This is a genomic window from Sessilibacter sp. MAH3, assembly GCF_054658275.1.
Genome location: NZ_BAAGIE010000007.1, coordinates 81,545 through 103,792, shown reverse-complemented (window position 1 = coordinate 103,792; position 22,248 = coordinate 81,545). Strand labels below are relative to the sequence as shown.

Genomic DNA, 22,248 nt, shown 5'->3' with positions numbered 1-22,248 from the left:
TTTACCTCTATTATTCACCGCGTAATGCAGTTAACAGGCCGCTAAACCGACTTTTTAAGAATAAAAAACTGGATTCAAACGCTAATGAATTTTTCATAAACTCGGCATGTTCAATGTGCTCTTCTACGGTATTGCCATCAATAGAAGGCTGCAAAGGATTTCGATACAAAAGTTCGTCATCGTTTATAACTACAGCGCCGCCGGGTCTGTGACCGGATTGAGTGACGTCCATATTCAAACCTTCAGTTTGGTTTGAAAGATGCTGTTCAAAAACAGCCTGAAAATTAAGATCTCGTGCTTTGAACCCAGGTGTTTCTGCATTGGCAATATTATTTGCCAATATATTTGCACGCTCGGTACGTTTTTGTAATGCAAGTGGGTGGATACCTAATGCAGTGTCAAAATTAATAGCCACGATAATTACTCATTTCACAGATTGATTTTTTTGCAGAACAACCATCAACTCGTTAAAAATTCCAGCTTTATGGATAAACTAAAAATCTCTGCAATTTCATCCTTAGGAACCTCTGATTAAATCAGGGATAAGTTAATCGGAGGTTCCTTTGGTAAATCTATTTATTGCCGCTTTAACGGCAATGCATTCTCACAAATGGGTTAAAGCGAGAACTAGGCCAACAGCGTTATTGATTGAACATTTTGTGTTAGTCGCAGAATTTGATACAACATTCTGAAGAGTTATCAAAAACCATGGAATATGAGAATTTTTGATTCTCTCTAGAAAACTATGATCAAGTCTGAAAAAATTCCGCAAACCTAAAGCTTATTAGCGTTTACTTAATAAAACGCTGATTAACTCCGCCATATTTAAATAACGGTAAGAAATAGAAATATAATTTCTGAACTCTTCACAAACTCAAACAATTTCCGCTGATCAAGTCAGGGATGAGTTAAGCAGTGGTTCCAAAAGTCATTCGAGAGGAAATAGTTTGCCGTGTAATTTTACTTCAGCAAAAATTAGTGAAAAACACTCGTACTACAAAACGTAGAATTCAGGGGAATTTATCAATTGGAAGAGTTTATTAATTAGAAGAATCTATAGGAACCTCTGATTAACTCATCCATGATTTAATCAGAGGACAGAAATTGAAAATGCGATTTCCAATTTCTTCACAATTTCAATCACTTACCGTTCTTGAAATTGGCAACACATCCTTGTGTCGCGAGAAACTCTAGGTTAATCAGAGTTTCCTATAAATTATAAGATTTTGGAGATTAGAAGGCGTTGTAATTTAAAACAGTTTACGAATTGAAGGCATTTACTAATGAGACAGACAAACAACGAATGTTACCGCGTGGAGCGAAAGCAAATAAAAGCCTAGTAATACAGTGAGATATCAATCGAATCAATACCGAATATGCGGTATTCATAAAGATACAAGAGTAACGAAGGTTACCGTTTAAAGATCGCAATATTAAGCTAGAGCACTGATACAGGTACTCTGATTAATTCGCAAAGAGTTAACCAGAGTCCAATGCTGTTCGTGCTCTAACGAATTAGATGATGAGGATAATGTTCACCCGCGAACACCACAAATACAGCGGGCTCTATTAATCGTCTATGTCATCAAAATCAAATTCGCGCAGCTCTCGACTAAGCCTACGCTCTTCTAACGCGTCTTCTAATCTTCTACGGGCATCAATTTGCAAGTTTTTAGCGGTGAAGTTGTCCAGCTCATCACCGATGCTGTTAAGCACATCACTTGAATTGAAGTCGTCATTGGTTAGTTCGTCACGCATAAAATCATCCTCAACAATTCCAACAAAATTAATCGCTTGTAAGAATCACTGTGTTCTACCCGCAACTAGGAGGCTACAACAACCAGCCACCTTATTGGGATCGTTCCAACAGCTGACAATTGCAAAAATAACTATAGAATACCTTTTTCGTCAAGAATATTTTTTCACTAATGTGTGCTGCGCTTTTAAAGTGAGTCAAAATATACTTTACCGAAGCCGACACTTTTGCGGATTCAAACACAACCGACGCTGAACACAATTCCCACAAGGGTATAGATTGGTGTTTTTTAGTAAGCTCTTTTGCGTTTTGAATGCACCGGCATCATCGAGCTACTTGCTGCATTCAGCAAACCTCAAGCCAAAAAATGACCACGGTAGAAACTAAGGTTAACGAATAGTTGCTAATGCTACGAAAGTCTATAAAACAAGGTAAAAGCGGCCGTTATCTACTCTAATTGGATTAAAAACTCAGCGCGTTACAGGGGCTTTCAATCGCGGAACTGGTTAAAAATTGTTTGGTAATTATTAACCGTAATTTTTAATCCTGTTTGCACTAATCAGTAATGTTCGAAAACAAACAATCTTTCAAGCATTTTTTAATCAGCTGAATATCATATCGCCATGTACGAATCTCTAGGAACCCCTAAGTTAACGCATCCATGATTTAGTTAGAGGTTTCTGTAATTTAAACGGCTCGTTAAATATAGCAGGTGAACAAAATAAAGAATGGAATGGATACCTATCAGCTTAACCGAGAAACTTAAAAAATGTATCTATAAAGAACGTATCTATAAAGGCATTGTGTTTATAAAAGCACCGCGCTTTAGGGAGAAACCTCGGCAAGGCCCTATTTAATTAAACGTCAATTAACTCAAACTTCAATCAGCGTCATAAATACAATTTAATGTGTAAACTCAAAGTACGCTTTAAAGCTGTTCTTCAACAATTAATCCAACTTCACGAAATTTGGCAATTTTATACCTCAGTGTTCGCGGGCTAATTCCCAAACGCGCCGCGGCTCGCTTGCGGCTGCCACGCTCATCGCGAATGGTATCAACTATAAGCTCGAACTCGCGCTGCTTTAAATCGTTCCCCAGACTGCCTTTACCCATATCCGGTGTAGCTGGTGGTGTTTTTACGGTATCAACGGTGTCGAGATTAGCCTCACTAAACAGCTCAGAGACCGGCGAATACCGAACTGTGGGTGTACTTGGGGCAGATAGACTGGAATTCTGATCATCATGCCACAGTGAAGTTGACGACTCCGGTTGTGAGTGCGCAACAGTAGTTTCGTTTTGCATCCAACTCTCGAACACGTTTTCGTGGGAGCCGGAAACATTTGCTCGAAAACAATCTGTATTTTCATTCAAATTGGTTTTAGGGATAGTTATGGATGTAGTCATTACCTCAGGTGCTGAACTGTTTACCGTCGTGCTAGGTAACACATTATTTGAAGCTTCGTTGTAACTCAACGCCGATATCACCGGCAAGGCCATAGCTACGCCTTTTTCGTTTGGTAAGCCCAGATCACATGCATTGATGGTAAGCCCTTCCTGTAAGATCAACGCTCGTTGTATTACGTTGTCTAATTCCCGAACATTTCCCGGCCAAGAATAGTTAATTAGACCTTGCTTTGCGTCTATCGATAAACGCACGCCATTTCGATGTTGTTTTCTTGCATGTTTGCGTAAAAGCTTTTCAGCCAAAGGCACTATGTCGTCACGTCGCTCGCGTAAAGGTAACCAAGACAACGGTAAAACGCTAAGACGGTAGTAGAGATCTTCGCGAAAGCGCCCCGCCTTCACTTCATCCAGCATAGTGCGGTTAGACGTTGCAATAACGCGTACATCCAGACGGATGGTTTTACGCCCACCCAAACGCTCAACTTCGCGCTCTTGTAACACACGTAATAGCTTTGCCTGTAGCGCCATATCCATTTCAGAAATTTCATCAAGTAAAATGGTGCCGCCATTGGCCTGCTCAAATTTACCGGGCATACTGGCCGTAGCACCGGTAAATGCACCCTTCTCGTGGCCGAATAGAATAGACTCCAGCATGGTTTCAGGAATGGCGGCACAATTGATTGCCACAAAGGGCCCTTGGCTACGGTTAGAACAGTCGTGAACATAACGCGCTAAAACTTCTTTCCCGGTTCCCGATTCGCCTAAAATTAACGCCGTGGAATCCGACTTTGCAACGCGTTTTGCCAACTCCAACAATTGTAAACTGGAGCTCGCCACCGCAACCGGTGCATTTTTAAATTCTTCAGAAATACCTCCGGTATAGCGTTGTACCAGTTCTTGCAAAAGTGCCGGTTCAAAGGGTTTTACGAGGTAATCAACCGCACCTTCTTGCATCGCCTTTACCGATTGATGAATGGTACCGTAGGCGGTCATCAATACTACGGGAATGTGCGGGAAACGTTCTTTGGAAATTTTTAGCAGTTCGTAGCCATCAAGATTAGGCATGTTTACATCCGATACAACAATGCCAATATCATTACGCGATTGCAAAACTTGCAGGGCTTGATTACCGTCGGCAACCGCTTCAACCTCTAGATTGGCTATTTCTAATGTATCGACAATAGCTTCTCTTAAAGAAGGATCATCTTCTGCAACTAAGACTCGTAATTTAGATTTCATAGGACACTACTCACTGGCCAAAAATCATCAAATTGTTAACGCCACTTGAGAGATGAATAACTCAAAGACATCAATAACCAAAAGATTTTGCGTTAAATTAATTACCCGAATTTTTTGTGTATAACTTTTAGAATCCGTTGATTAGCTCATTCATGATTTAATCAGCGGTCAGAAGTTGACAATGCGATGTCCAACTTCTTCATAATTTTAATCACCTACCGTTCATGAAATTGGCAGCGTGATAACTGCCTCTACTCCCGGATTAGCGTTTTTCAAAATAAACTGCCCACCGTGAGCTTTAACCAGTGTACGTACAACGGCCAAACCCAACCCAGTGCCTTGGGGCTTGGTGGTAACAAAAGGCTCATCGATGCGAGCGAGAACTTCAGGCGTTATTCCAGGCCCAAAATCTCGAAAGACAATATTTAAAACACCTGAGTTATTTAAATGAATTAACATCTCTAAGCGAGTGCAATTTTTTGACTGTTTTTTTGAATCAAGCTCGTGTTCAATGGCTTGAATAGAATTATTAACAATATTAAGAAAAGCATTAATTAAAGCATCTTTATTGCAACGAATAAAATGAGGAGTAAATTCTTGCGCATTTGTTTTATAGACAATATCTAAGGTAAAACCACTGGCTGTAAGCGGTGCTTCAGCGGCTTCATAAAATTCGTTGATAAACTGTTGTACCGAAATACGATCCGTTAAAGGTAAATCCCCTTTAACGAACAGCAACATATCTTGAATTTGTTTTTCTAAATGGCGTAAACGCGATCTTAACTTTTCTGCAAATTTCTTCCGAACGGATAACGTTTGTTGCGTTGCGAGATCATTTTCGTCATTTGAAGAATATTTAAGATCTTCACACAAATGACCGGAATACAATAACGCGGCCGATAAAGGTGTTCGTAGTTGATGAGCTAATGCAGAAACCATTTTTCCCAGAGAAGATAAACGCTTCTGATGACTAAGCTGATCTTGCAGTTTTCGAGTTTCAGTTAAATCGGACAACAAAATAATTTGCCCTTCTTGGCCGCCACTTAAACCTTTGGTCGATACCGAAATTCGTCGTCCCTGTTTTGTTGATATTTCATGTCCGTCATCGAATCGGCGAACAAAACAATCCGTCATAACTTCACGCCAAAGTCGGTGTAACAAGGGTATACCCAATAAAAACTCTGCGGCCTCATTCGCGTAAATAATCTTGCCCTGTTCGTTCAATACCAATACCGCAGCAGGGACCTTTTCAAGAATTAAATCGAAAGGAATATGAGACCGTGTTAATGTGTTGTTAAGATCATTTTTAACGTTTACTTTTTCAAACGATTTTATAGAATCAAAGGCAACGACGCTATTTTTAGCGATTAACGCATTGAAGATTGCAGCTTTTTTATCGGATACGGCGGCATTTTTTTCTGCACCCAAGATCGCATTAAAAACCATAGCATACACCCTTTAATTTCCGTCAAAAAATCATGTAAATAAGGTTAAACGTTTTATACACATAGAATAATGCAACCTTAATACCAAAATTTTATCCATAGTTTTCAAGGTGTTACGAAAGTCTCCGTGTCAAATAATCGACCCATTTTAATGAACGTGCAGGAATATTTGTCGGTCGTACTGAAAAATCATAGCAATAAAATTCAAAAAATTTATTCATACTATTCATATAATGCACAAATTCTCGAATTTAACGTTTTTCAAAAACCGCATTTACTAGGAAACTCTGATTAACCTAATGTTGCTCGCAACACTAGGAAGTGTCACCAACGTCAAGAACGGCAAATGATTGAAGTTGTGAAAAAACTGAGAAATCGCATTATCAATGTCTGCCTTCCGATTAAATCATGAATGATTTAATCAGAGGTTCCATTAGTTAACATCAATATAAAAATGGCAAAGAGATTGTTCTAGGAATCGTTAGGTTAATGGCGGTTTGCGATGAATTATTGAGAGAGGACTCGAAGTAACAGACTTTACAGAGTACACGAATTCAGTAACACCTGATTTTGGTGCCACCCTAGATGTTTACATAAACATGAGTTTATACACGTTCACTTATATAAAAAAAGCCTTTTAAAAAGGCTAATAGAGGAAGCTTTTAGAAAATGACTCTTTAAAGGAGGAGCGACAAATAGCCGTCGAAATTTAAACTCGATGCAAACCGTACTTACGCATTTTCTCTACCAAAGTAGTTCGTCGTATTGCCAAGCGTGATGCGGCTCTAGCAACAACACCTCCGCAATCGTCTAATGCTTGTTGAATTAAATTACGCTCTAAATTGGTTAAATATTCTTTAAGGTCAATTCCATCATCGGGCAACAAGGTGGTATCACCCATTTTCACCATGGTGGTCTTAGCGTCGATGTCGTCGGTATCGGGCTCGAACTCTTCATCAATATCAACATGACGATATTTTTCAGGCAGGTCTTGAGCGCCAATAACACCGTAGGGATGCACAATTGCCATACGTTCAACTAAATTCGCCAACTCTCTTACATTACCTGGCCAAAGATGACGAGATAGCGAGAATATTGCTGCCGAATTAAATCGAATGGAACCGCGCTTTTCGCTCTCTAACCGAGCCACCAATTCATTAATCAATATTGGTATATCTTCGCAGCGTTCGCTCAAAGAAGGCATTTCAATGGGGAAAACGTTTAATCGATAAAACAAATCTTCACGAAAAGTACCGTCTTCTATCATTTGTTCAAGATTGCGATGCGTAGCCGCAATAACTCTGACATTGGTCGGTTGAGGACGGTTAGATCCTACGCGTTCGAATACTTTTTCCTGCAACACTCTGAGTAATTTAACTTGCATATTCAACGGCATATCGCCGATTTCATCTAAGAATAATGTGCCGCCCTCAGCCAACTCGAATCTTCCCGCGCGCGAATTAATGGCGCCGGTAAATGCGCCCTTCTCGTGCCCAAACAATTCACTTTCTAATAATTCCGCTGGAATAGCGCCACAATTAACTGGCACGAAAGGACCATTTCTACGTGCAGAACCGTAGTGAAGATTACGTGCTACAACTTCTTTACCCGTACCGGATTCTCCGGTTATTAACACGCTAACTTCTTTATCGGCAACCTGAGTCATGGCTTCGCGAACATGAACAATTTTACGACTGGTACCGACCAAACTTCTGAATAAATGCACAGGACGCTTTTGATTAATGCTACCGTGGGTTTTCGCTTCGCGGTATCGCTGTGCGCGGTGCAAAGTGTCCATTAAGGTGGCGTAAGACGGTGGCATTGAAAGTTGACCAATAACCGATTCACGTTGCAATAATTCAAGATCGATAGATTCATTTCTCGACATTAGGATAAACGGTAAAGATTTATCCCAATTTAGAACCTCGTCAATTAATCCATCTACAGAACAATTTACATCGCCAATAATGACGGCAACAAAATCTTGAGACTCAAATTGTGTATCGTGAATTACCTGTTTCCAGCTATCAGAGTTATAGACAACCGCAGGCTCACCCATAAAATCGAGAACAATTTTTAGATCGTGCTGCCTTTGCTGATTATCGTCTATCACTAAAACTTTTAATTCTGCCCACATATTAACAACCTAGCTATACACCTTGATATTTCAATCCGATATCAATATCAAACGATTATTGGTAAATGAGATCAATTATTACCTGCAAATTATTAATACAACTTCAGTATAATATTAGCAATTAATAATGGATTTTCGTTTTACGTTAATTGCATTCTCATCGTTGATAAAAAGATATAAACCGCGCAAATATAATAAGTCGTCAAAATCTTGGTTATTTGCCCAGCCAATACTCCGTCTATACTTAAAAAAAATTAGACTAGGTTAAAATCAAAGTCAATTTATTGTCTGGTGAAGGTGAAAGAAAACTGACAAATAAGAACGCTCTTATGCAGATCGTTAGAAAATTTCACAGTAAAAATTTAAAAAAGCTAAGTTTTATAGAACTAAAGCGCCTTTTTAAATTATGCGAATGCTTATCAAACAGATAGAAACGCCTATATTCAACAATTTTTGTAAGTTATTTTTACCTCAATACCGAAATCATCTGAAGCCATATAAGAGAATTTGAAGATGAATTTTACGGGATTTTACAATTAAGCGGATATGATTTCTCAAGACCCTACAGTGCCGTTAGTCGGTTTAAAAAACTATTGAATTCGGTAAGAAATGAATCAAATACACCCTTTCGCAATTGTTAGTAAAAAACTCACAACGTTAACGTATCTGCTAACGGCTACTTGTTTGATGGCAACTATCTCCTGTACTCATACCATGGTTTCATCCGTTGAAGTTGATCCTAGAAATTCATCAGATGATGAAATTAAGGTGATTGATAATTCAGAAATGATGCTGAAACAAGAAGATTCGGCAATGGATTCCATGAAACCTATTTCCGACGGTTCCAATGAAAAAGTTGTGGGATTATCGAATCAAGATCACTTAATGAGTGATTCACTAGAACATGAGTCCCAAATGCAGGAAAATACAAAAACCGACAATGTAATGGCTCCGCAAAATTCGTGTAAAAACGCCATTAATGAGCGTGTAAATAAGAAAGTTTCTGTTTTAGGTTTTAGTATTCAATCGCCTGCCAATGCCGTTGATTTATCGCCACTACACACATTGTTACCGAAAGAGTTAACCGGTAAATTATCCGAGTTAAATAGCTTGGTTGCTATTGATAGCACTACAACTCAACTACCCGGAAAATCTCATAGACAGGGTTTTGCAATCGCATTAAAAGATTTGCAGCTGAAAGATAACAGTCAATATTCTGTTATTGGTAATATTGTAAGTACCGCTTACAACACAGATGAGTCTATTTTCGACAAATTGAAAAACAAACAAATTCCCTGGAAACAAATTCGCGGTCAAAAACCACGAATTTTTTCCATCAGCTTAACCGTTATTGATAACTTTACCGGACTTGAAGTTGCGCACAAACAATTCTCTGGCAGTGCCTACGACAGCACTAGCCTTAAAAATAAACCTCAAGCCTTCTCAGCGGCTTTTTACGATACGGACTATGGTCAGGTTGTTTCTGAGATTGTTACACAAGCTGCGCACTGGATTAATGACTCATTGCTGTGCTTACCCACGAAAGCACGCATCACTCAAATCAGTAATAATGGGGTAACGCTCAATATTGGTCGCGATGTTAATGTTGAAACAGGTATGATTTTTAAAGTAGATAGCCGAGGAGAACAAAGCTTACCGGACTTTATACAGCAAACTGACCCACACAACGGTGCGGAGATTGTGATAACGCAAGTATATGAGAATCAGTCTTTTGCGAGATACATCGAAAACTTGGCAAACTTTCAGGTCTACATTAACGACCAAGCACAACTGATTCGTTAATTGCTTAACCCTTACTTTTCACGAAATCCTAATCAATCCGGAATTTCAAACAATACAAAAAATATTTCATCAACTTCAAGAACCATAAGTTAATGACGATAAATTAATGACAATAAAATGAAAACAGAAATTGCGCAGGCAACTTCTGCTGCGTGACTCGTTCACGAACTAACTGATCGAAGGTTCTTTTAGTTGTTTTGAGATTAATGATTTTGAAATTAATAGTTTTGAGCCAGGTAGGCTTGATGTACTTTTTTCTCTAAACCTAGAGAGTGAATTTTATCTTGAACATCAACCTTTTGTTGTTCAAGAAAATAAATAACACGTCGGTACATTCTAACAATTCTTTCAATTTTAAGCGCAACACTTTGAAATTCAATTGCTCTTAATTCAACACACACTTGAACCAATTCATTTATTTGACGATCAAGATTATCGAATGCACTACTGTCTTCTTGCTCTAAGGCCATATCCAAACCCATCGCCAATTTGGATAAGCTGTTTTCTATTTCGATCAATGTCATTGTTTTATTCATAATGATTATTTGTGCTCTTCAATTGCTTTAAGATCTAATCCATTCCAACCATCACGAATAACGCGCATTAAATCTGTGGCTTCATCGCATTTTTTTAAATCGTTATTAAGATTTGCCGAAATTAAAAGATGCGTCATGTATTCATATAAGTCATCTAAATTTGTCGCTACTTTACCGCCTTTTTCAAAATCAAGAGCCGCGCGTAAACCCGCTAATATATCAATCGCCTTAGATATTCGATTGCCCTTCATTTCTATCTTGTTGTTTAAAATTGCTACACGGGCCTGAGCTACGCGCTCTAAAAAGCCTAATAACAACAGATCAATAAGTTTATGAGGTGACGCATCAGTAACGGATGTATGCAAACTTACCTGATTGTACTGACTTAACGCATGATTTTGATTCATAATATTTCCTCGCCTGCTCCTGTTAGCTATCGACAAAAGCAAAAGGGACTTGAGCCTAATATATTTTATTCGCAATATTTTACATATTGAATCCTATGATTAACTCCGTCACGATTTAATCAAAGGGTCTGTTAGTTATCTCTGCGATTATTTATAGGAGTATTTTGTAATGAGCTGGTTAAAAAGCTTAAGGTATTATTGAGCTGGCCCACTAGGGCATCTGTCGCTCGATATTGAGCGAATAATCGCTCTTGCGTTAATTCAATTCGTCTTTCTAATGCTTCTCGCTGGTCATCAATACCGTTAAGCGTATTTTGTAAACTGTCTCTTCGTGACTGTAGTATACCGCTAGAACCTGTGTACCCATCCAAAGACTCCGATAGACGATTCGATAATCCGTTATCACCCGAAAACAAATTAGCAATCGCATCAAAATCTGTCGAAAACGCATTGTTTAAACGGGTGTTATCAATGGTTAACCGTCCTTCTTGATCGGTTGATACACCAATATTTACTAAAAACTGTAAACCTTGGGGATTGTCAGAAACACCGGTAGAAAATTGGCTTCGTATATTAGAAAGCAAACCTCTTACCGTTGAGTCGCCGGTTAAGGCTCCGGTTACGTTACCGGTATTACCATCATTTACGACAACAACGGTGAGTTGTTCTACGACGTCTAAAAAGCTGTTATAGACATTTACAAAATTTTCGATCGCACCGCGTGCACTGGCGGTGTCATTGCCAACCGTTAAATTGATCGTATCTCCGCTGGCAAAATCATCGGCATCTTGAGCGTCTAATAAATTGAAGGTCACGCCTTCAATGGCATTTTCAAAGGTATTGTTTGAACCCGTAATTCTCAGTCCATCAATGTAGGCAATAGCATTTTGTGCGGAATCTAATTCTCGGCCATCTTGCACCACTCCGCCATCACCGGTGGTTTCGATATCGGTAGGGTCATAAACAAGCTGAGACAAGCCTACAGACGCATCTCTGTTATCGCCGTCATTATCGTTTACTGTCAAAGAAATGGTGTTATCTAAACCGGTCTCATTACTGGTTAATACTAATCGCGCCCCGGTTTCGTCGTTAATAATGGAGGCTGTTACACCAAGATTATTTTCCGATTCATTAATAGCGGTACGGATTTGTTGCAGTGTGTTGTTGTTTTCATCAATGTCGATACTGAACGATTCTGAGCCCAAATAAATGTTTAAGGTACCGGTGCCAACCTCGGTACCGGCGGTTGCAACGGCTTGAGTTGCAATTTTTTGAGCCGTGGCTATTTGCTCAATTTGGATTTGATAACTTCCGGCCTGGGCACTTTCATCGGCGGTAGCACTGATTAAGCTACGATCACCAATACTCACCGATCGCCCTCGAAATAAAGACTCATCGGATAGATCATCGACAGCATCTAAGAAAGCGGTTAATGCCGAGTTTAATTGACCCACCGCCGACAATTCTTCGGTAACATTTGACTCTAGGCGATTTAATCGTCCTTCTGTTGGTGCACGCTCTGCATCGACAATCGCGCCAACAATGGCATCGATATCAAGCCCTGATCCAATACCGTTAAATGTGATGGTCATTAAAAATCCGCCGTATACACGTTAGATGAAAACTGTTTAAAAATCACAACTCTGCAAGTGTTAAAAATTCTGGATGCTTAACTACTGGAGCTATTTATCCTTCGATGATTATGCACAGTTATTGTTATTGATTAGCAAGAATATCGGCTAATTATTGCCGCACTTAAGTTTTTGGTTAGACCACTATTTTCTAGAAATCAAGACAAACGCAAATAGTAAGCCTAAGCGTTGTGAAAGTGCCAATGCGTAAAAATACTAAATAAAAAAACCGGTAAACAGAAGATGAGTTACATCGAATTTAAGTAACAAAAAAACAGGGCCATACATGCGATAGAGAAATACATCAGATAAATATAGTCTAGTAAAAACTAATATAATAAGCGCAACAACACTCTGTGAAGTTAAATCTTAAAAATTTAAACCTTCACAGAGGGAAGTAAACTTCTTGTCTCAGATATGCGTTCTGCTATTTGCAAAGCTTCATCCGAAGGAATTTTACGAATTAATTCACCAGTTTCAGAGTCGGTAACCTCTACTACAACACGGCCAGTTTCATTTTGTAAACTAAACGATAGATTTCTGCGAATCGATTGCGAGAACTCGTTTAAATTTGAAACCGCTTCGCGAATATTCTCAGAAACACTAGGCTCGGTATTTTCTTGTTCAACCCGCACAGCGCGAATCTGTTCTTGCGGAACGCGATCAGAGATTGCCACTTCTGCTCTGGTATTATTGCGTGAAGCTGAAGGGCTGGCGGCTGTGGGGCGAATATTTTGTACGCTATTAATATCCATTTTTCACCCTCTATATTATCGGCGGAGTAAACCCCGCCGATAAATCACGTTTTAACCTAGAAGACTCAATACAGCCTGTGGAAGCTGGTTAGCCTGCGCTAGCACCGAAGTACCGGCCTGTTGCAAAATTTGCTGACGTGTTAATTCAGCAGTTTCAGCCGCAAAATCGGTGTCTCTAATTCGGCTTCGTGCTGCAGAAACGTTCTCAGAAATATTTTGCAAGTTGGCAATGGTATTTTCGAATCGGTTTTGCACCGCACCTAACTGCGCTCGCTGGGAGTCAATATTGGCAATGGCACCATCGACTACAGCAATAGCATCCTGTGCACCACTGGCGCTGGTAATATCGATGCCTTCAACGCTTTGTAAAACACCAATTGACGAGCTGGTAATTTCGGCAATGTTAGTGCCCCCAACAGTAAACGGCTCACTGGAATCGAAGGTAATAGTACCTACTGCTTCGAACGCGTTTGCAGTGGCATCGACAGTTTGGTTAGCTGTGCCGATAGTACCGTCTGCGTTTACCGCGGTTAATACAATGCTCGAACTGTTGTTAGCACCGGCTCCGTTAACTTCGGTGAAGTTTTGAATTTCAATATTATCGCCATCTTGAGCCGACAAAATTAAATTCCCGTTTTCATCGAGTGCCGCAGATATACCGTTACTACCGGAGTCTGCGTTAATCGCATCACGGAGGTTTTCTAAATCTTGCGCTACATCACCGCTGGCCGTTAAGGTGACCGCAGTTGTAGTTGAACTGGTTCCGCCGTCACCATTATTAGTACCAATGGTGAATGTTACCGAGTCCGCTGTACCGTTCGCAGTATCGGTTGATAACACAAAATCACCCGCGTTAATTGCCACTTGAGTAATGGCCCGCGCAGAGACACCGGTGGTATCACCCAGTGCGTTAATAGCATCGGCAACCTCGCCTGCGGTATCTGTATTTGACGTTGTAAAACTACCGGTACCAAATGCACCTGTAATTGTAACGGTAGCGCCATCGGTAAACTGTGTACCACCCACCGAGTTAGATACGCTACCTGCGGTTGTACCCGCCGATTGCACACGGTAGTTACCTAAACGTTCGGCAGAGGCATTCGTTAAAGAAACCTCAATGGTTTGGTTTGCATTGGCACCCACTTGGAAAGAGGCTGTACCAAATGTACCATCAAGAACTGTTCGACCACCAAACGTTGTCGTATCGGCGATACGTGTTAATTCTTGTTGTAACTGATTCACTTCTTCTTGTAACGCTTGACGTTCAGACGATGAGTTACTGCCGTTAGCAGATTGCAAGGCCAAGTCACGAATACGTTGTAAAATATCCGTGGATTGTTGCAACGCACCTTCAGCAACTTGCGCCAAAGAAATACCATCGTTCGCATTTCGAGAGGCAATGTTTAGCCCATTAATTTGCGAAGTTAGTCGGTCTGAAATTTGCAAACCTGCAGCATCGTCGGCAGCACTATTAATTCTAAAGCCCGTAGAGAGGCGTTGTAGAGAGACATTAAGTGCTGACGTCGAGCTATTCAAGTTGCGTTGCGTATTTAAAGACGCAACGTTTGTATTGACTGTTAATGTCATTTGAATGACTCCTGGCCCTCTAACGGGGCTAATTGACTGTGAGATAAGATTGTGCACTAAGGCTATCGGCCGATAGCGTAAAAACTTTAAAAATGAAAATTTTTAGGGGAGGTACCGGTTTGTCTAGCGTTTAAGCAAACTCGGTGGAGTAAAAAGAAGAGAACTTAAGAACCGTTAGAGATAGATAAATTAAAAACGTAAAAATTGAGCTCTATGAGAGTATTAACAATCATAGAACGGCAAATACCTGACCTGCCGCGCATTAGCTTTTGCATATGCTTACTTTTATATTAGCGGCCAATTTGGGTTTGTAAACTAAAAAGCGGCAAAAAATCACCGACCGAGTCCACGCAAATATCATTTTCAAACTCTAGCCTCCGATTAAATCAAAGGTGAATTAACCAAAAGGTTCTAAAAGCTACTACAAGGACTTGAAAGAATTAGAAGCCACTAATAACAAGAAAAGCTTTATTAGCGCTCGTCATTTATAGTGGTTAATTAATCAGCGTGACATATTAAAAATACTCGGCATTTGGTTGCCAGAAATGCAAGTATAAGGTATACGGAAGTTCTGATTTACCTGGAATTCACTTGGACACAAGAATATATCGCTAAGATCAAGCACTGAGAATGCTTAAAATTATGAAGGAAGTAGAAATCGCATTTTCAAGATCTGCTCTCTGATTAAATCACGGATGATTTAATCAGAGAATAATATAAATGCACAGATTTAAACAAAGTCGATACTGTATTTAATCTTGATACAACCAATCTAAGTTGGCCGTTAGGCATTTCGTTACTTAGCAATCAAAAACTCAACCAATGCCTTTGTTTTGGTTTCTTGACCCAAAGAGCCTGGCTTATATACCCACTTATTTACCGCATTTAATGCAGCTTCATTAAAACCAGACTCAGGGCTTGCCTCTAAAATCTTTGAAGAAACGACTTTACCATCTCAGCGACTTCTACTTCTATTAGTACCCAACCTTCTATACCGCGATTAAGAAGGTCTTTAGGATAAAACGGAGCTACTTTAATCAACGGCTTTTGGGTAATTTGCTGGTAAGGAGCATCTACAGGAGCAGAAGTGATTGGCGTCGCGCCACAACCCATTAAAATTGAAACCAATATGCATAAAACTGCGTATCTCACAAAAACTCCTAATAATTTAACACTAAATAAACGTGTATATTATCACGGAGTTTATTGTTGACTACATGAAATTTAGAAAACATGCTCAAAATATATACATTAAAATTTTCGCGCATATTTTAAATGATACAACTTGCTGTACTTCTTAATGGTTTAAACTTCTTCAACATTTGCTATTTTCTCCAGAATGACTCTTAACAACATCGAGTCATTACCTATTTCTATAGAATCATCGCTATCAGGGTCTAATATTTTTAGCTTTTTTTCACAATCATCTAATTCTTTACTAACGGCGTGACGAATTAAACGTAATTCTTGAACATTAAACATTTGAATCTTTGACTCCGGTAAACGTATTTACATGGACAGCATGTGTTTCAGCCCATTTTCCTAATTTTTCTTTCCAAACATCTAATTCAATATCCTCTTTAGCACGAATACTGTAATGTCCATGAAATTTTCCAAATGTTAAATCTTTTGTAATCGTAAATCCAGGTGGCAATACCGTTCCTTTAGGTATTAACCACCAATCTTTGCCACTTCTAAAGTCTGGTTTATTAAACAAACTAAGACCACCACTGCGATGGTTTATTATTATCTTTCCAAACTGCTCGTCTACTTTTAGATCAAATTTTTCCGGTGTTTCTCGTGGAGGGCTAGTTCTTATGTAATCAAATCTCGGTTTTTTCGCTCCACCTCTTCGAAATAAATCCACTGGTGTTCTTAGATAAAACTCTACTGGAGTATGCATATTACTCCTTCTCCCCAAACATTATAAAGACAAAATGAATTATAAAGGTGACTCATCGAACCGTTAAGAAATTACCTTACGCATTATATAATGATAAACATTTTGATCTTTTAACGTGATACTGTAGGCATTAACGAATAACCACCCATCTTTAGCCATATGGTTTAACGCATCTATCATAGAATTAAACTGAATTATCTTTCCAAAAGAGTCTTTCATGGGATTTCCACCAGTCAATCTTTCAATCCATCCGATAGATTCACCAAAATCTACGTTTATTTCAATTTTCTTTTTAATTAAACCAACGCTTCTACCAACAACTTCACAATACACTTCTTGCATCATTTAAGCCTCTTGTTAATTTGTTTAAAACTCATCGACCATCACTATCATACACAAATAGATCTACCAACGCGTCTAGACATAGAGTCGGAATTAAATTAAAAACAAGAAATTTTTTCACTAGCGCGAAATATCGATTTAAAATAATCAACCATTAAAATTCTATTTATCTTCACTGGAATCTATTCCTTCACTTAATTGTCGACTATATTTATTTAATAGATTATTTTTTACTAAATACGCCCTCCCAGAAGGTGAAAGCATATATAAAATATCATTCTCCTCAGTATCGCCATCCATATAAATAAACCCTTTTTCTCTAAGATGCTCAAAAAAATCTCTAACAACATCGATATGCAATTCTAAACTTTGTGCAACATCCTCGGAAGTTCTACCATGCCCATCTTTTAAACCTGAAAAAGTAGCCAAGATTTTTGCAGCTTCATCAGGAACTTCATTACTTTGAGAATCCGTATAAACGTCTTTTTGATCGCCTTCAGTTAAAATATTATTCTGTGAAATTAAAGATTCTTTTTGTAACCTATTTATGTCTTCCGTTAACGTTTCGACTTGTCTTCTATAAGATAATATTTCATTATCATATTCCACCTGCAACTTAGCTAACTTCCTGTTAATTTGTCGAGATTCTTCAATGGTTAAAAGTCGCCGATCTTCAATATTAACTTTTATATCCCTTAATTTTTTTTGCCATCTCAAACTGTATCTATAAACAGGTGCAGACAAACAGGGATAAATAAAAATATAAAACAAGGAAAAAAGAAAAGGAATGAGTAAGCCATCTAGTATCGAACCAGGAATATCAATCCCTAAAAAAATCAAGTCACTCTCTTTAAAAATTTGATTAATTATTAACAGCTTTAACTGCAGCTTTTCAGCTGAAAAAATCGTAAGAACTATTTTGTAATTCCAAAATAACGACGCAATACAAATTGTCCCAAAAAGAGGGCTTACCGACCGATCATATAGAGAGGCTTTTATAGAATTTAATATATCTTCCATTTTAACATCCTGTTACCTGCGCACTAGATAATGAAATTCTGAAAACAATCAAAAAAACTTTACAAAAAACATACCGATTATTTTTTAAACAACTTATTCTCCCAAACTATCTCGAAATATTAAAACCGTCAACAAATTCTAGACTCTGGCACAAAACTCATTAAATTGCTTTTTTACGTTATTTGATACGCCGAGAAATATATACAAATTTATTTTTAAGAGGTACTTTGTAACACTTGTAAAACAAGGTTTAGACAAATCGTTAAGACCAACTTCAAAAGAGAATTAGTTGAATTAAATTTCGAGAGCACAAAAAATGATTCAACCACCGTTCGAATCATATAACAGCAGCCACTACACTAAAAATACCGAAAACCAGTCGCATATTAATAAAAAAACTAAAATTTTCTAACTCGGGTATCTAAATACTGAAAATCAAATACTTAATACTCAAACTAACGCCCCAAATTATGCATTCAGTGTGTTTTTTAATTTTCAAACACGAAAAAAAGCCGCTCAATGGCGGCCAAGATCGTGAGATTGCAGAGATTAAAGAACCTATTTTTTATTGTTATCCACCCAACAAGCTGAGGACTGCTTGGGGAATTTGGTTTGCCTGCGCAAGAATTGTGGTGCCAGCTTGTTGTAGAATTTGGCTTCTTGTTAATTGCGCGGTCTCTGCGGCAAAGTCTGTGTCGCGAATTCGGCTACGTGCAGCCGATACGTTTTCAACAATGTTATTTAAGTTGGCAATGGTGTTTTCAAACCGGTTTTGCACCGCACCTAAAATCGCCCTTTGACTATCGATGGACGATATTGCCCCATCGACAATGGCGATGGCATCTTGCGCTCCATCGGCGGTGGTAACATCAATATCTGCAACTGTTTGTAAAACCCCAATGGTCGCCGCCGTAATTTCTCCAATGTTGGTACCGCTAAGCGTGAAGGGTTCATTGGAGTCAAACGTAACTGTACCAATCGCCTCAAAGGTATTTGAAGTTGCACCAGATAAGGCGACGTTTGCGGTACTAATGGTATCATCGGGTAATACAACACTGAATGTTACCGACGAATCGTTTGCGCTATTGTTGCCGTCAATTTCGGTAAAACCCGTAATCTGAATATTGTCGCCGTCTTTTGCAGTAACAATTAAATTACCGGTTTCGTCAATTTGTGCCGACAAACCATTGGTACCCGAATCTGCGTTAATCGCATCACGAAGATTTTCTAAATCTTGCGCAGCATCGCCGGTTGCGGTTAATACAATATCGGTTGTGTTAGCAACGCCGTCACCATTATTGGTTCCAATCGAGAAACTTACCGAATCGGCAACTCCGTTGGCGCCATCAAAGGCTATAGATATGTCGCTTGCGTTAACGGCAATTCTATTAATTGCACTAGCACTAACTCCGGTTGATTGCGTAGATGCATTAATGGCATCGGCAATGTCTCCGGCGGTATCGGTTGTTTCTACTGTAAAGGTCGAAATACCAAACGGGCCAACAACACCTACTGTACCCGCGGTAAAGTTAGCACCGCCAATGGCATTACTAATACTTCCCGCTACCGTCCCTTCGCTATCAACTCGATAATTACCAAGTCTAGAAGATGACGCATTGGTTAATGTTACTTCGATGGTTTGGTTTGCTTCGGCACCCACTTGGAATGACGAGGTTCCAAAAGTGCCGTCTAGAATTCTTCGACCACCAAATGTAGTGGTGTCAGCAATTCGAGTGAGCTCTTGTTTAAGCTGATTAACTTCTTCTTGCAGCGCTTGGCGTTCACCGGCAGAGTTACTACCGTTGGCCGATTGCAACGCAAGATCACGAATACGTTGTAAAATATCTGTTGACTGTTGCAATGCGCCCTCTGCAACTTGAGATAAAGAAATACCATCACTGGCATTTCTTGCGGCAACGGTTAAACCGTTTACCTGGGATGTTAAGCGGTTTGAAATTTGTAAACCGGCTGCATCATCACGAGCGCTATTGATACGAAATCCTGTTGATAAACGTTGTAAAGCTACGTTTAGGTCACCAGAAGATTGGTTTAAATTACGCTGAGTATTCAGCGAAGCGATATTGGTATTTACAGTTAAAGTCATGGTTCTACTCCTAGCCCCCTAGGGGATTAAGATCCTCGTTACAATCATTCACAACCGGGACATCGGCTCTAAAAAATTTTACTTTAGGGAGGAATTTGTAGAAAAAGATTATTTTTTGCTCACCGACCGAAATTAATTTTCATTAATAGAATTTAATTATGATCAAATTGGTTTCTATCGAAAATTAATTGCTCAAGTTTTTAAATTTACGTCGAGCGATTTAAGAAACCATTTGTGTGCTTTTACATGTATTTTAGAAAAGCTGGAGAAAAATTACCGTCGAAGCTAGGTTTCTACACCTAAATTTAGACTGGCTAAATAATTGCTCTGTTGCCTTTATTAATAATTTATCAATAAATCAAGGCTAAAGATGATTGAGCAACTGCAAAAAGCGGTAGAAAGCGGCAACACAGCGGAAATGCGGCAAATTATTGCCGCTTTGAGTGAAAAAAATCACTCCGTTGTAGTATTAATCCCGCTTATTAATATCTGTATGAAAGAGCAGCAATTTGATTTGGCTCTTAAAATTTTTAAGCAGGCTATTCAGCAAAATCTACATCCGAAGCAAATCGTACGACTTTTAAATGAAGAATTTTTCAAAGGGCATTCCCGTTTAGCCATCGATTTTTTAACCATCGCCTACAATGAACTTCCAAATAATAACGTTATTTGTGAATATTATGTAGACCGCCTGATGTCGCTTGAGCATTACACTCAAGCAGAAGATGTATTAAGTCAGATTATACAACAACGTCCTGAGCCTATTTATCTGGCTAAGCTGAGCGAATGTTATTACCGTCAAGCAAAATTGCATGAGGCAAAAGCAACCGCTGTAATCGTGCAACAAATGTGTCCACAATTGGCAAAAAGTTATATCAATTTAGCAGTAGTTGAAAAAGCGCTTGGTAACTTGAGTACCACGGCGCAACTGCTGCAAAAAGCCATTGAAATTGAGCCGAATAATTTTTACGCGCACATAAATTTTGCGCATTTAGCACTCTTGTCTCATGAATTTGAGCTTGGTTGGCAAGAATACGAGTATCGCTGGCAGGATAGTCATTGTATTCAATTGGATTTACCACTACCCAGCTGGAACGGTGAGCAAGAGGGACATTTGTTATTGTGGGCCGATCAAGGGTTGGGTGATCAAATCATGTTTCTGAATTTAATGGCTAAATTGCAGACCGAAATCACGCTAAAAATAGATCCTAGATTAAGAACATTAATTGAACCACTATTGCACGAACGGGTTCACTTTATAACTGATGAATACCAAGGTGATTACAGTGAATTTGATTTCTGCATATCGCTTGGATCACTCGGTCGATACCTTGTACATAGCATTGACGATATACAACCACAAACGATCTTAGCCAAAGTACCTCATAGCATAAATTCGAAAGCTCAATTAGAAAGCGAACTTAAAGCAAAAATTTACCACTTCTTTGATATAAATGATGACGCCGAGCAGCCTCTTTTTATTGGCATCAGTTGGCGTGGCGGAAACTACCGGACAAATGCATTAGGAAGAAATATACCGCTAGAAATACTCTCGGATTTACTGGAAGCATTTGTTGGAGATCAATCTATAAAGTTCATTAATCTTCAATACGATGCAACAAGTGACGAAATAGAATTGCTTGCAAAGAAAGGTGTCTATACACCCGATTTTGATTTAAAAAATGACTTGGTTCATCTATCCATACTAATGACTTCATTTTTAACCAAGTTTATCAGCGTAGATAATTCAACCGTGCATTTAGCTGGCGCTCTGGGTGTTAACACCGATTTATTACTGTCATCTTTAGCCGATTGGCGCTGGTTTTACGAGTCCGACTGTTGTCGATGGTATGAGTCAGTGAAAATCTGTAGAAACCTGCCACTTATCGGTTGTAACTCTTTTGACTGCTTAAATTCAGAAAATCAAACATTATCGAATCAACAAAAAATAGCATTAACACAATTAAAACATGACTTTTATGCGTTAATATTGGATGTAAAAAATATCCATCAATAACTGTTGAAAATCCAATGTTACTTCATAGTTTCCTAACTCTTCTAAAAATACGCAGTTAATGATTATCTCTTTGTACAGACATAACGGATTAAATCAAAGTTAATTAGATCACGGACGCTTATATTATAAACATTTTTAATAACAGCAGTTTTGTTAAAGTG

The 22,248-nt window shown here is 38.8% G+C and carries 19 protein-coding genes; 2 read left to right on the top strand and 17 right to left on the bottom strand.

Annotated features, from left to right (window positions below; translation table 11 throughout):
* Positions 1 to 10 precede the first annotated feature (10 nt).
* The 5 genes from flgB to ACYQ2C_RS06255 all read right to left on the bottom strand — a co-directional run bounded on the left by flgB (position 11) and on the right by ACYQ2C_RS06255 (position 7,982).
* Positions 11 to 415 (bottom strand): flagellar basal body rod protein FlgB, encoded by a 405-nt coding sequence (gene flgB, locus ACYQ2C_RS06275; protein ID WP_460051469.1) that lies wholly within the window; start codon positions 413 to 415, stop codon positions 11 to 13.
* 1,154 nt (positions 416 to 1,569) lie between these two features.
* On the bottom strand, positions 1,570 to 1,758 hold the full coding sequence (locus ACYQ2C_RS06270) for a PA3496 family putative envelope integrity protein (RefSeq protein ID WP_460051467.1): 189 nt from the start codon (positions 1,756 to 1,758) through the stop codon (positions 1,570 to 1,572).
* A gap of 926 nt (positions 1,759 to 2,684) precedes the next feature.
* Positions 2,685 to 4,400: a sigma 54-interacting transcriptional regulator gene (locus ACYQ2C_RS06265; protein WP_460100852.1), complete on the bottom strand. Its 1,716-nt coding sequence runs from the start codon at positions 4,398 to 4,400 to the stop codon at positions 2,685 to 2,687.
* A 222-nt stretch (positions 4,401 to 4,622) separates the two neighbouring features.
* The gene (locus ACYQ2C_RS06260) at positions 4,623 to 5,846 is read right to left on the bottom strand and encodes a sensor histidine kinase (RefSeq protein WP_460100849.1); all 1,224 of its coding nucleotides are present in this window, start codon (positions 5,844 to 5,846) and stop codon (positions 4,623 to 4,625) included.
* 708 nt (positions 5,847 to 6,554) lie between these two features.
* A complete protein-coding gene (locus ACYQ2C_RS06255; RefSeq protein ID WP_460051462.1) occupies positions 6,555 to 7,982 on the bottom strand; it encodes a sigma-54-dependent transcriptional regulator in 1,428 nt (475 codons plus the stop codon).
* Positions 7,983 to 8,591: 609 nt separating this feature from the next.
* On the opposite strand from ACYQ2C_RS06255, the gene ACYQ2C_RS06250 reads away from it, so the two are divergent.
* Positions 8,592 to 9,785 carry a hypothetical protein gene (locus tag ACYQ2C_RS06250; protein ID WP_460100845.1) on the top strand — a complete coding sequence of 398 codons (1,194 nt, stop codon included), beginning with the start codon at positions 8,592 to 8,594 and terminating at the stop codon, positions 9,783 to 9,785.
* Positions 9,786 to 10,003: 218 nt separating this feature from the next.
* Here the strand turns inward: ACYQ2C_RS06250 and ACYQ2C_RS06245 are convergent, their stop codons facing one another.
* From ACYQ2C_RS06245 to ACYQ2C_RS06190, 12 genes are all read right to left on the bottom strand, one after another.
* The gene (locus ACYQ2C_RS06245; protein ID WP_460051459.1) at positions 10,004 to 10,321 is read right to left on the bottom strand and encodes a hypothetical protein; all 318 of its coding nucleotides are present in this window, start codon (positions 10,319 to 10,321) and stop codon (positions 10,004 to 10,006) included.
* A 5-nt stretch (positions 10,322 to 10,326) separates the two neighbouring features.
* A complete protein-coding gene (gene fliS / locus ACYQ2C_RS06240) occupies positions 10,327 to 10,728 on the bottom strand; it encodes a flagellar export chaperone FliS (RefSeq protein WP_460051457.1) in 402 nt (133 codons plus the stop codon).
* A 131-nt stretch (positions 10,729 to 10,859) separates the two neighbouring features.
* The gene (gene fliD, locus ACYQ2C_RS06235) at positions 10,860 to 12,320 is read right to left on the bottom strand and encodes a flagellar filament capping protein FliD (protein ID WP_460100841.1); all 1,461 of its coding nucleotides are present in this window, start codon (positions 12,318 to 12,320) and stop codon (positions 10,860 to 10,862) included.
* Positions 12,321 to 12,736: 416 nt separating this feature from the next.
* Positions 12,737 to 13,114: a flagellar protein FlaG gene (locus tag ACYQ2C_RS06230; RefSeq protein ID WP_460051454.1), complete on the bottom strand. Its 378-nt coding sequence runs from the start codon at positions 13,112 to 13,114 to the stop codon at positions 12,737 to 12,739.
* A gap of 51 nt (positions 13,115 to 13,165) precedes the next feature.
* Positions 13,166 to 14,701: a flagellin gene (locus ACYQ2C_RS06225; RefSeq protein WP_460100838.1), complete on the bottom strand. Its 1,536-nt coding sequence runs from the start codon at positions 14,699 to 14,701 to the stop codon at positions 13,166 to 13,168.
* 796 nt (positions 14,702 to 15,497) lie between these two features.
* A complete protein-coding gene (locus ACYQ2C_RS06220) occupies positions 15,498 to 15,632 on the bottom strand; it encodes an energy transducer TonB (RefSeq protein WP_460100942.1) in 135 nt (44 codons plus the stop codon).
* Positions 15,626 to 15,853: a hypothetical protein gene (locus ACYQ2C_RS06215; RefSeq protein WP_460100835.1), complete on the bottom strand. Its 228-nt coding sequence runs from the start codon at positions 15,851 to 15,853 to the stop codon at positions 15,626 to 15,628. Before ACYQ2C_RS06215 ends, ACYQ2C_RS06220 begins: the two co-directional genes overlap by 7 nt.
* 153 nt (positions 15,854 to 16,006) lie before the next feature.
* The gene (locus tag ACYQ2C_RS06210; protein ID WP_460100832.1) at positions 16,007 to 16,183 is read right to left on the bottom strand and encodes a hypothetical protein; all 177 of its coding nucleotides are present in this window, start codon (positions 16,181 to 16,183) and stop codon (positions 16,007 to 16,009) included.
* A complete protein-coding gene (locus tag ACYQ2C_RS06205) occupies positions 16,176 to 16,604 on the bottom strand; it encodes a Tse2 family ADP-ribosyltransferase toxin (protein ID WP_460100830.1) in 429 nt (142 codons plus the stop codon). Before ACYQ2C_RS06205 ends, ACYQ2C_RS06210 begins: the two co-directional genes overlap by 8 nt.
* A gap of 63 nt (positions 16,605 to 16,667) precedes the next feature.
* Positions 16,668 to 16,949 (bottom strand): hypothetical protein, encoded by a 282-nt coding sequence (locus ACYQ2C_RS06200; protein ID WP_460100828.1) that lies wholly within the window; start codon positions 16,947 to 16,949, stop codon positions 16,668 to 16,670.
* 159 nt (positions 16,950 to 17,108) lie between these two features.
* Positions 17,109 to 17,966, bottom strand: a complete 858-nt coding sequence (locus ACYQ2C_RS06195; RefSeq protein WP_460100825.1) for a hypothetical protein — start codon at positions 17,964 to 17,966, stop codon at positions 17,109 to 17,111.
* Positions 17,967 to 18,537: 571 nt separating this feature from the next.
* Positions 18,538 to 20,070 (bottom strand): flagellin, encoded by a 1,533-nt coding sequence (locus ACYQ2C_RS06190; protein WP_460051447.1) that lies wholly within the window; start codon positions 20,068 to 20,070, stop codon positions 18,538 to 18,540.
* 439 nt (positions 20,071 to 20,509) lie between these two features.
* Here ACYQ2C_RS06190 and ACYQ2C_RS06185 point away from each other — a divergent pair, with 439 nt between their 5' ends.
* Positions 20,510 to 22,087, top strand: coding sequence for a hypothetical protein (locus ACYQ2C_RS06185; protein WP_460100822.1), 1,578 nt, complete (start codon positions 20,510 to 20,512; stop codon positions 22,085 to 22,087).
* Positions 22,088 to 22,248: the final 161 nt, after the last annotated feature.

Coding starts and splice junctions, on each gene's coding strand:
- ACYQ2C_RS06270 (WP_460051467.1), bottom strand. CDS start 1,758: ATGCGTGACGAACTAACCAATGACGACTTCAATTCAAGTGATGTGCTT.
- ACYQ2C_RS06265 (WP_460100852.1), bottom strand. CDS start 4,400: ATGAAATCTAAATTACGAGTCTTAGTTGCAGAAGATGATCCTTCTTTA.
- ACYQ2C_RS06260 (WP_460100849.1), bottom strand. CDS start 5,846: ATGGTTTTTAATGCGATCTTGGGTGCAGAAAAAAATGCCGCCGTATCC.
- ACYQ2C_RS06255 (WP_460051462.1), bottom strand. CDS start 7,982: ATGTGGGCAGAATTAAAAGTTTTAGTGATAGACGATAATCAGCAAAGG.
- ACYQ2C_RS06250 (WP_460100845.1), top strand. CDS start 8,592: ATGAATCAAATACACCCTTTCGCAATTGTTAGTAAAAAACTCACAACG.
- ACYQ2C_RS06245 (WP_460051459.1), bottom strand. CDS start 10,321: ATGAATAAAACAATGACATTGATCGAAATAGAAAACAGCTTATCCAAA.
- fliS (WP_460051457.1), bottom strand. CDS start 10,728: ATGAATCAAAATCATGCGTTAAGTCAGTACAATCAGGTAAGTTTGCAT.
- fliD (WP_460100841.1), bottom strand. CDS start 12,320: ATGACCATCACATTTAACGGTATTGGATCAGGGCTTGATATCGATGCC.
- ACYQ2C_RS06230 (WP_460051454.1), bottom strand. CDS start 13,114: ATGGATATTAATAGCGTACAAAATATTCGCCCCACAGCCGCCAGCCCT.
- ACYQ2C_RS06225 (WP_460100838.1), bottom strand. CDS start 14,701: ATGACATTAACAGTCAATACAAACGTTGCGTCTTTAAATACGCAACGC.
- ACYQ2C_RS06210 (WP_460100832.1), bottom strand. CDS start 16,183: ATGTTTAATGTTCAAGAATTACGTTTAATTCGTCACGCCGTTAGTAAA.
- ACYQ2C_RS06205 (WP_460100830.1), bottom strand. CDS start 16,604: ATGCATACTCCAGTAGAGTTTTATCTAAGAACACCAGTGGATTTATTT.
- ACYQ2C_RS06200 (WP_460100828.1), bottom strand. CDS start 16,949: ATGATGCAAGAAGTGTATTGTGAAGTTGTTGGTAGAAGCGTTGGTTTA.
- ACYQ2C_RS06195 (WP_460100825.1), bottom strand. CDS start 17,966: ATGGAAGATATATTAAATTCTATAAAAGCCTCTCTATATGATCGGTCG.
- ACYQ2C_RS06190 (WP_460051447.1), bottom strand. CDS start 20,070: ATGACTTTAACTGTAAATACCAATATCGCTTCGCTGAATACTCAGCGT.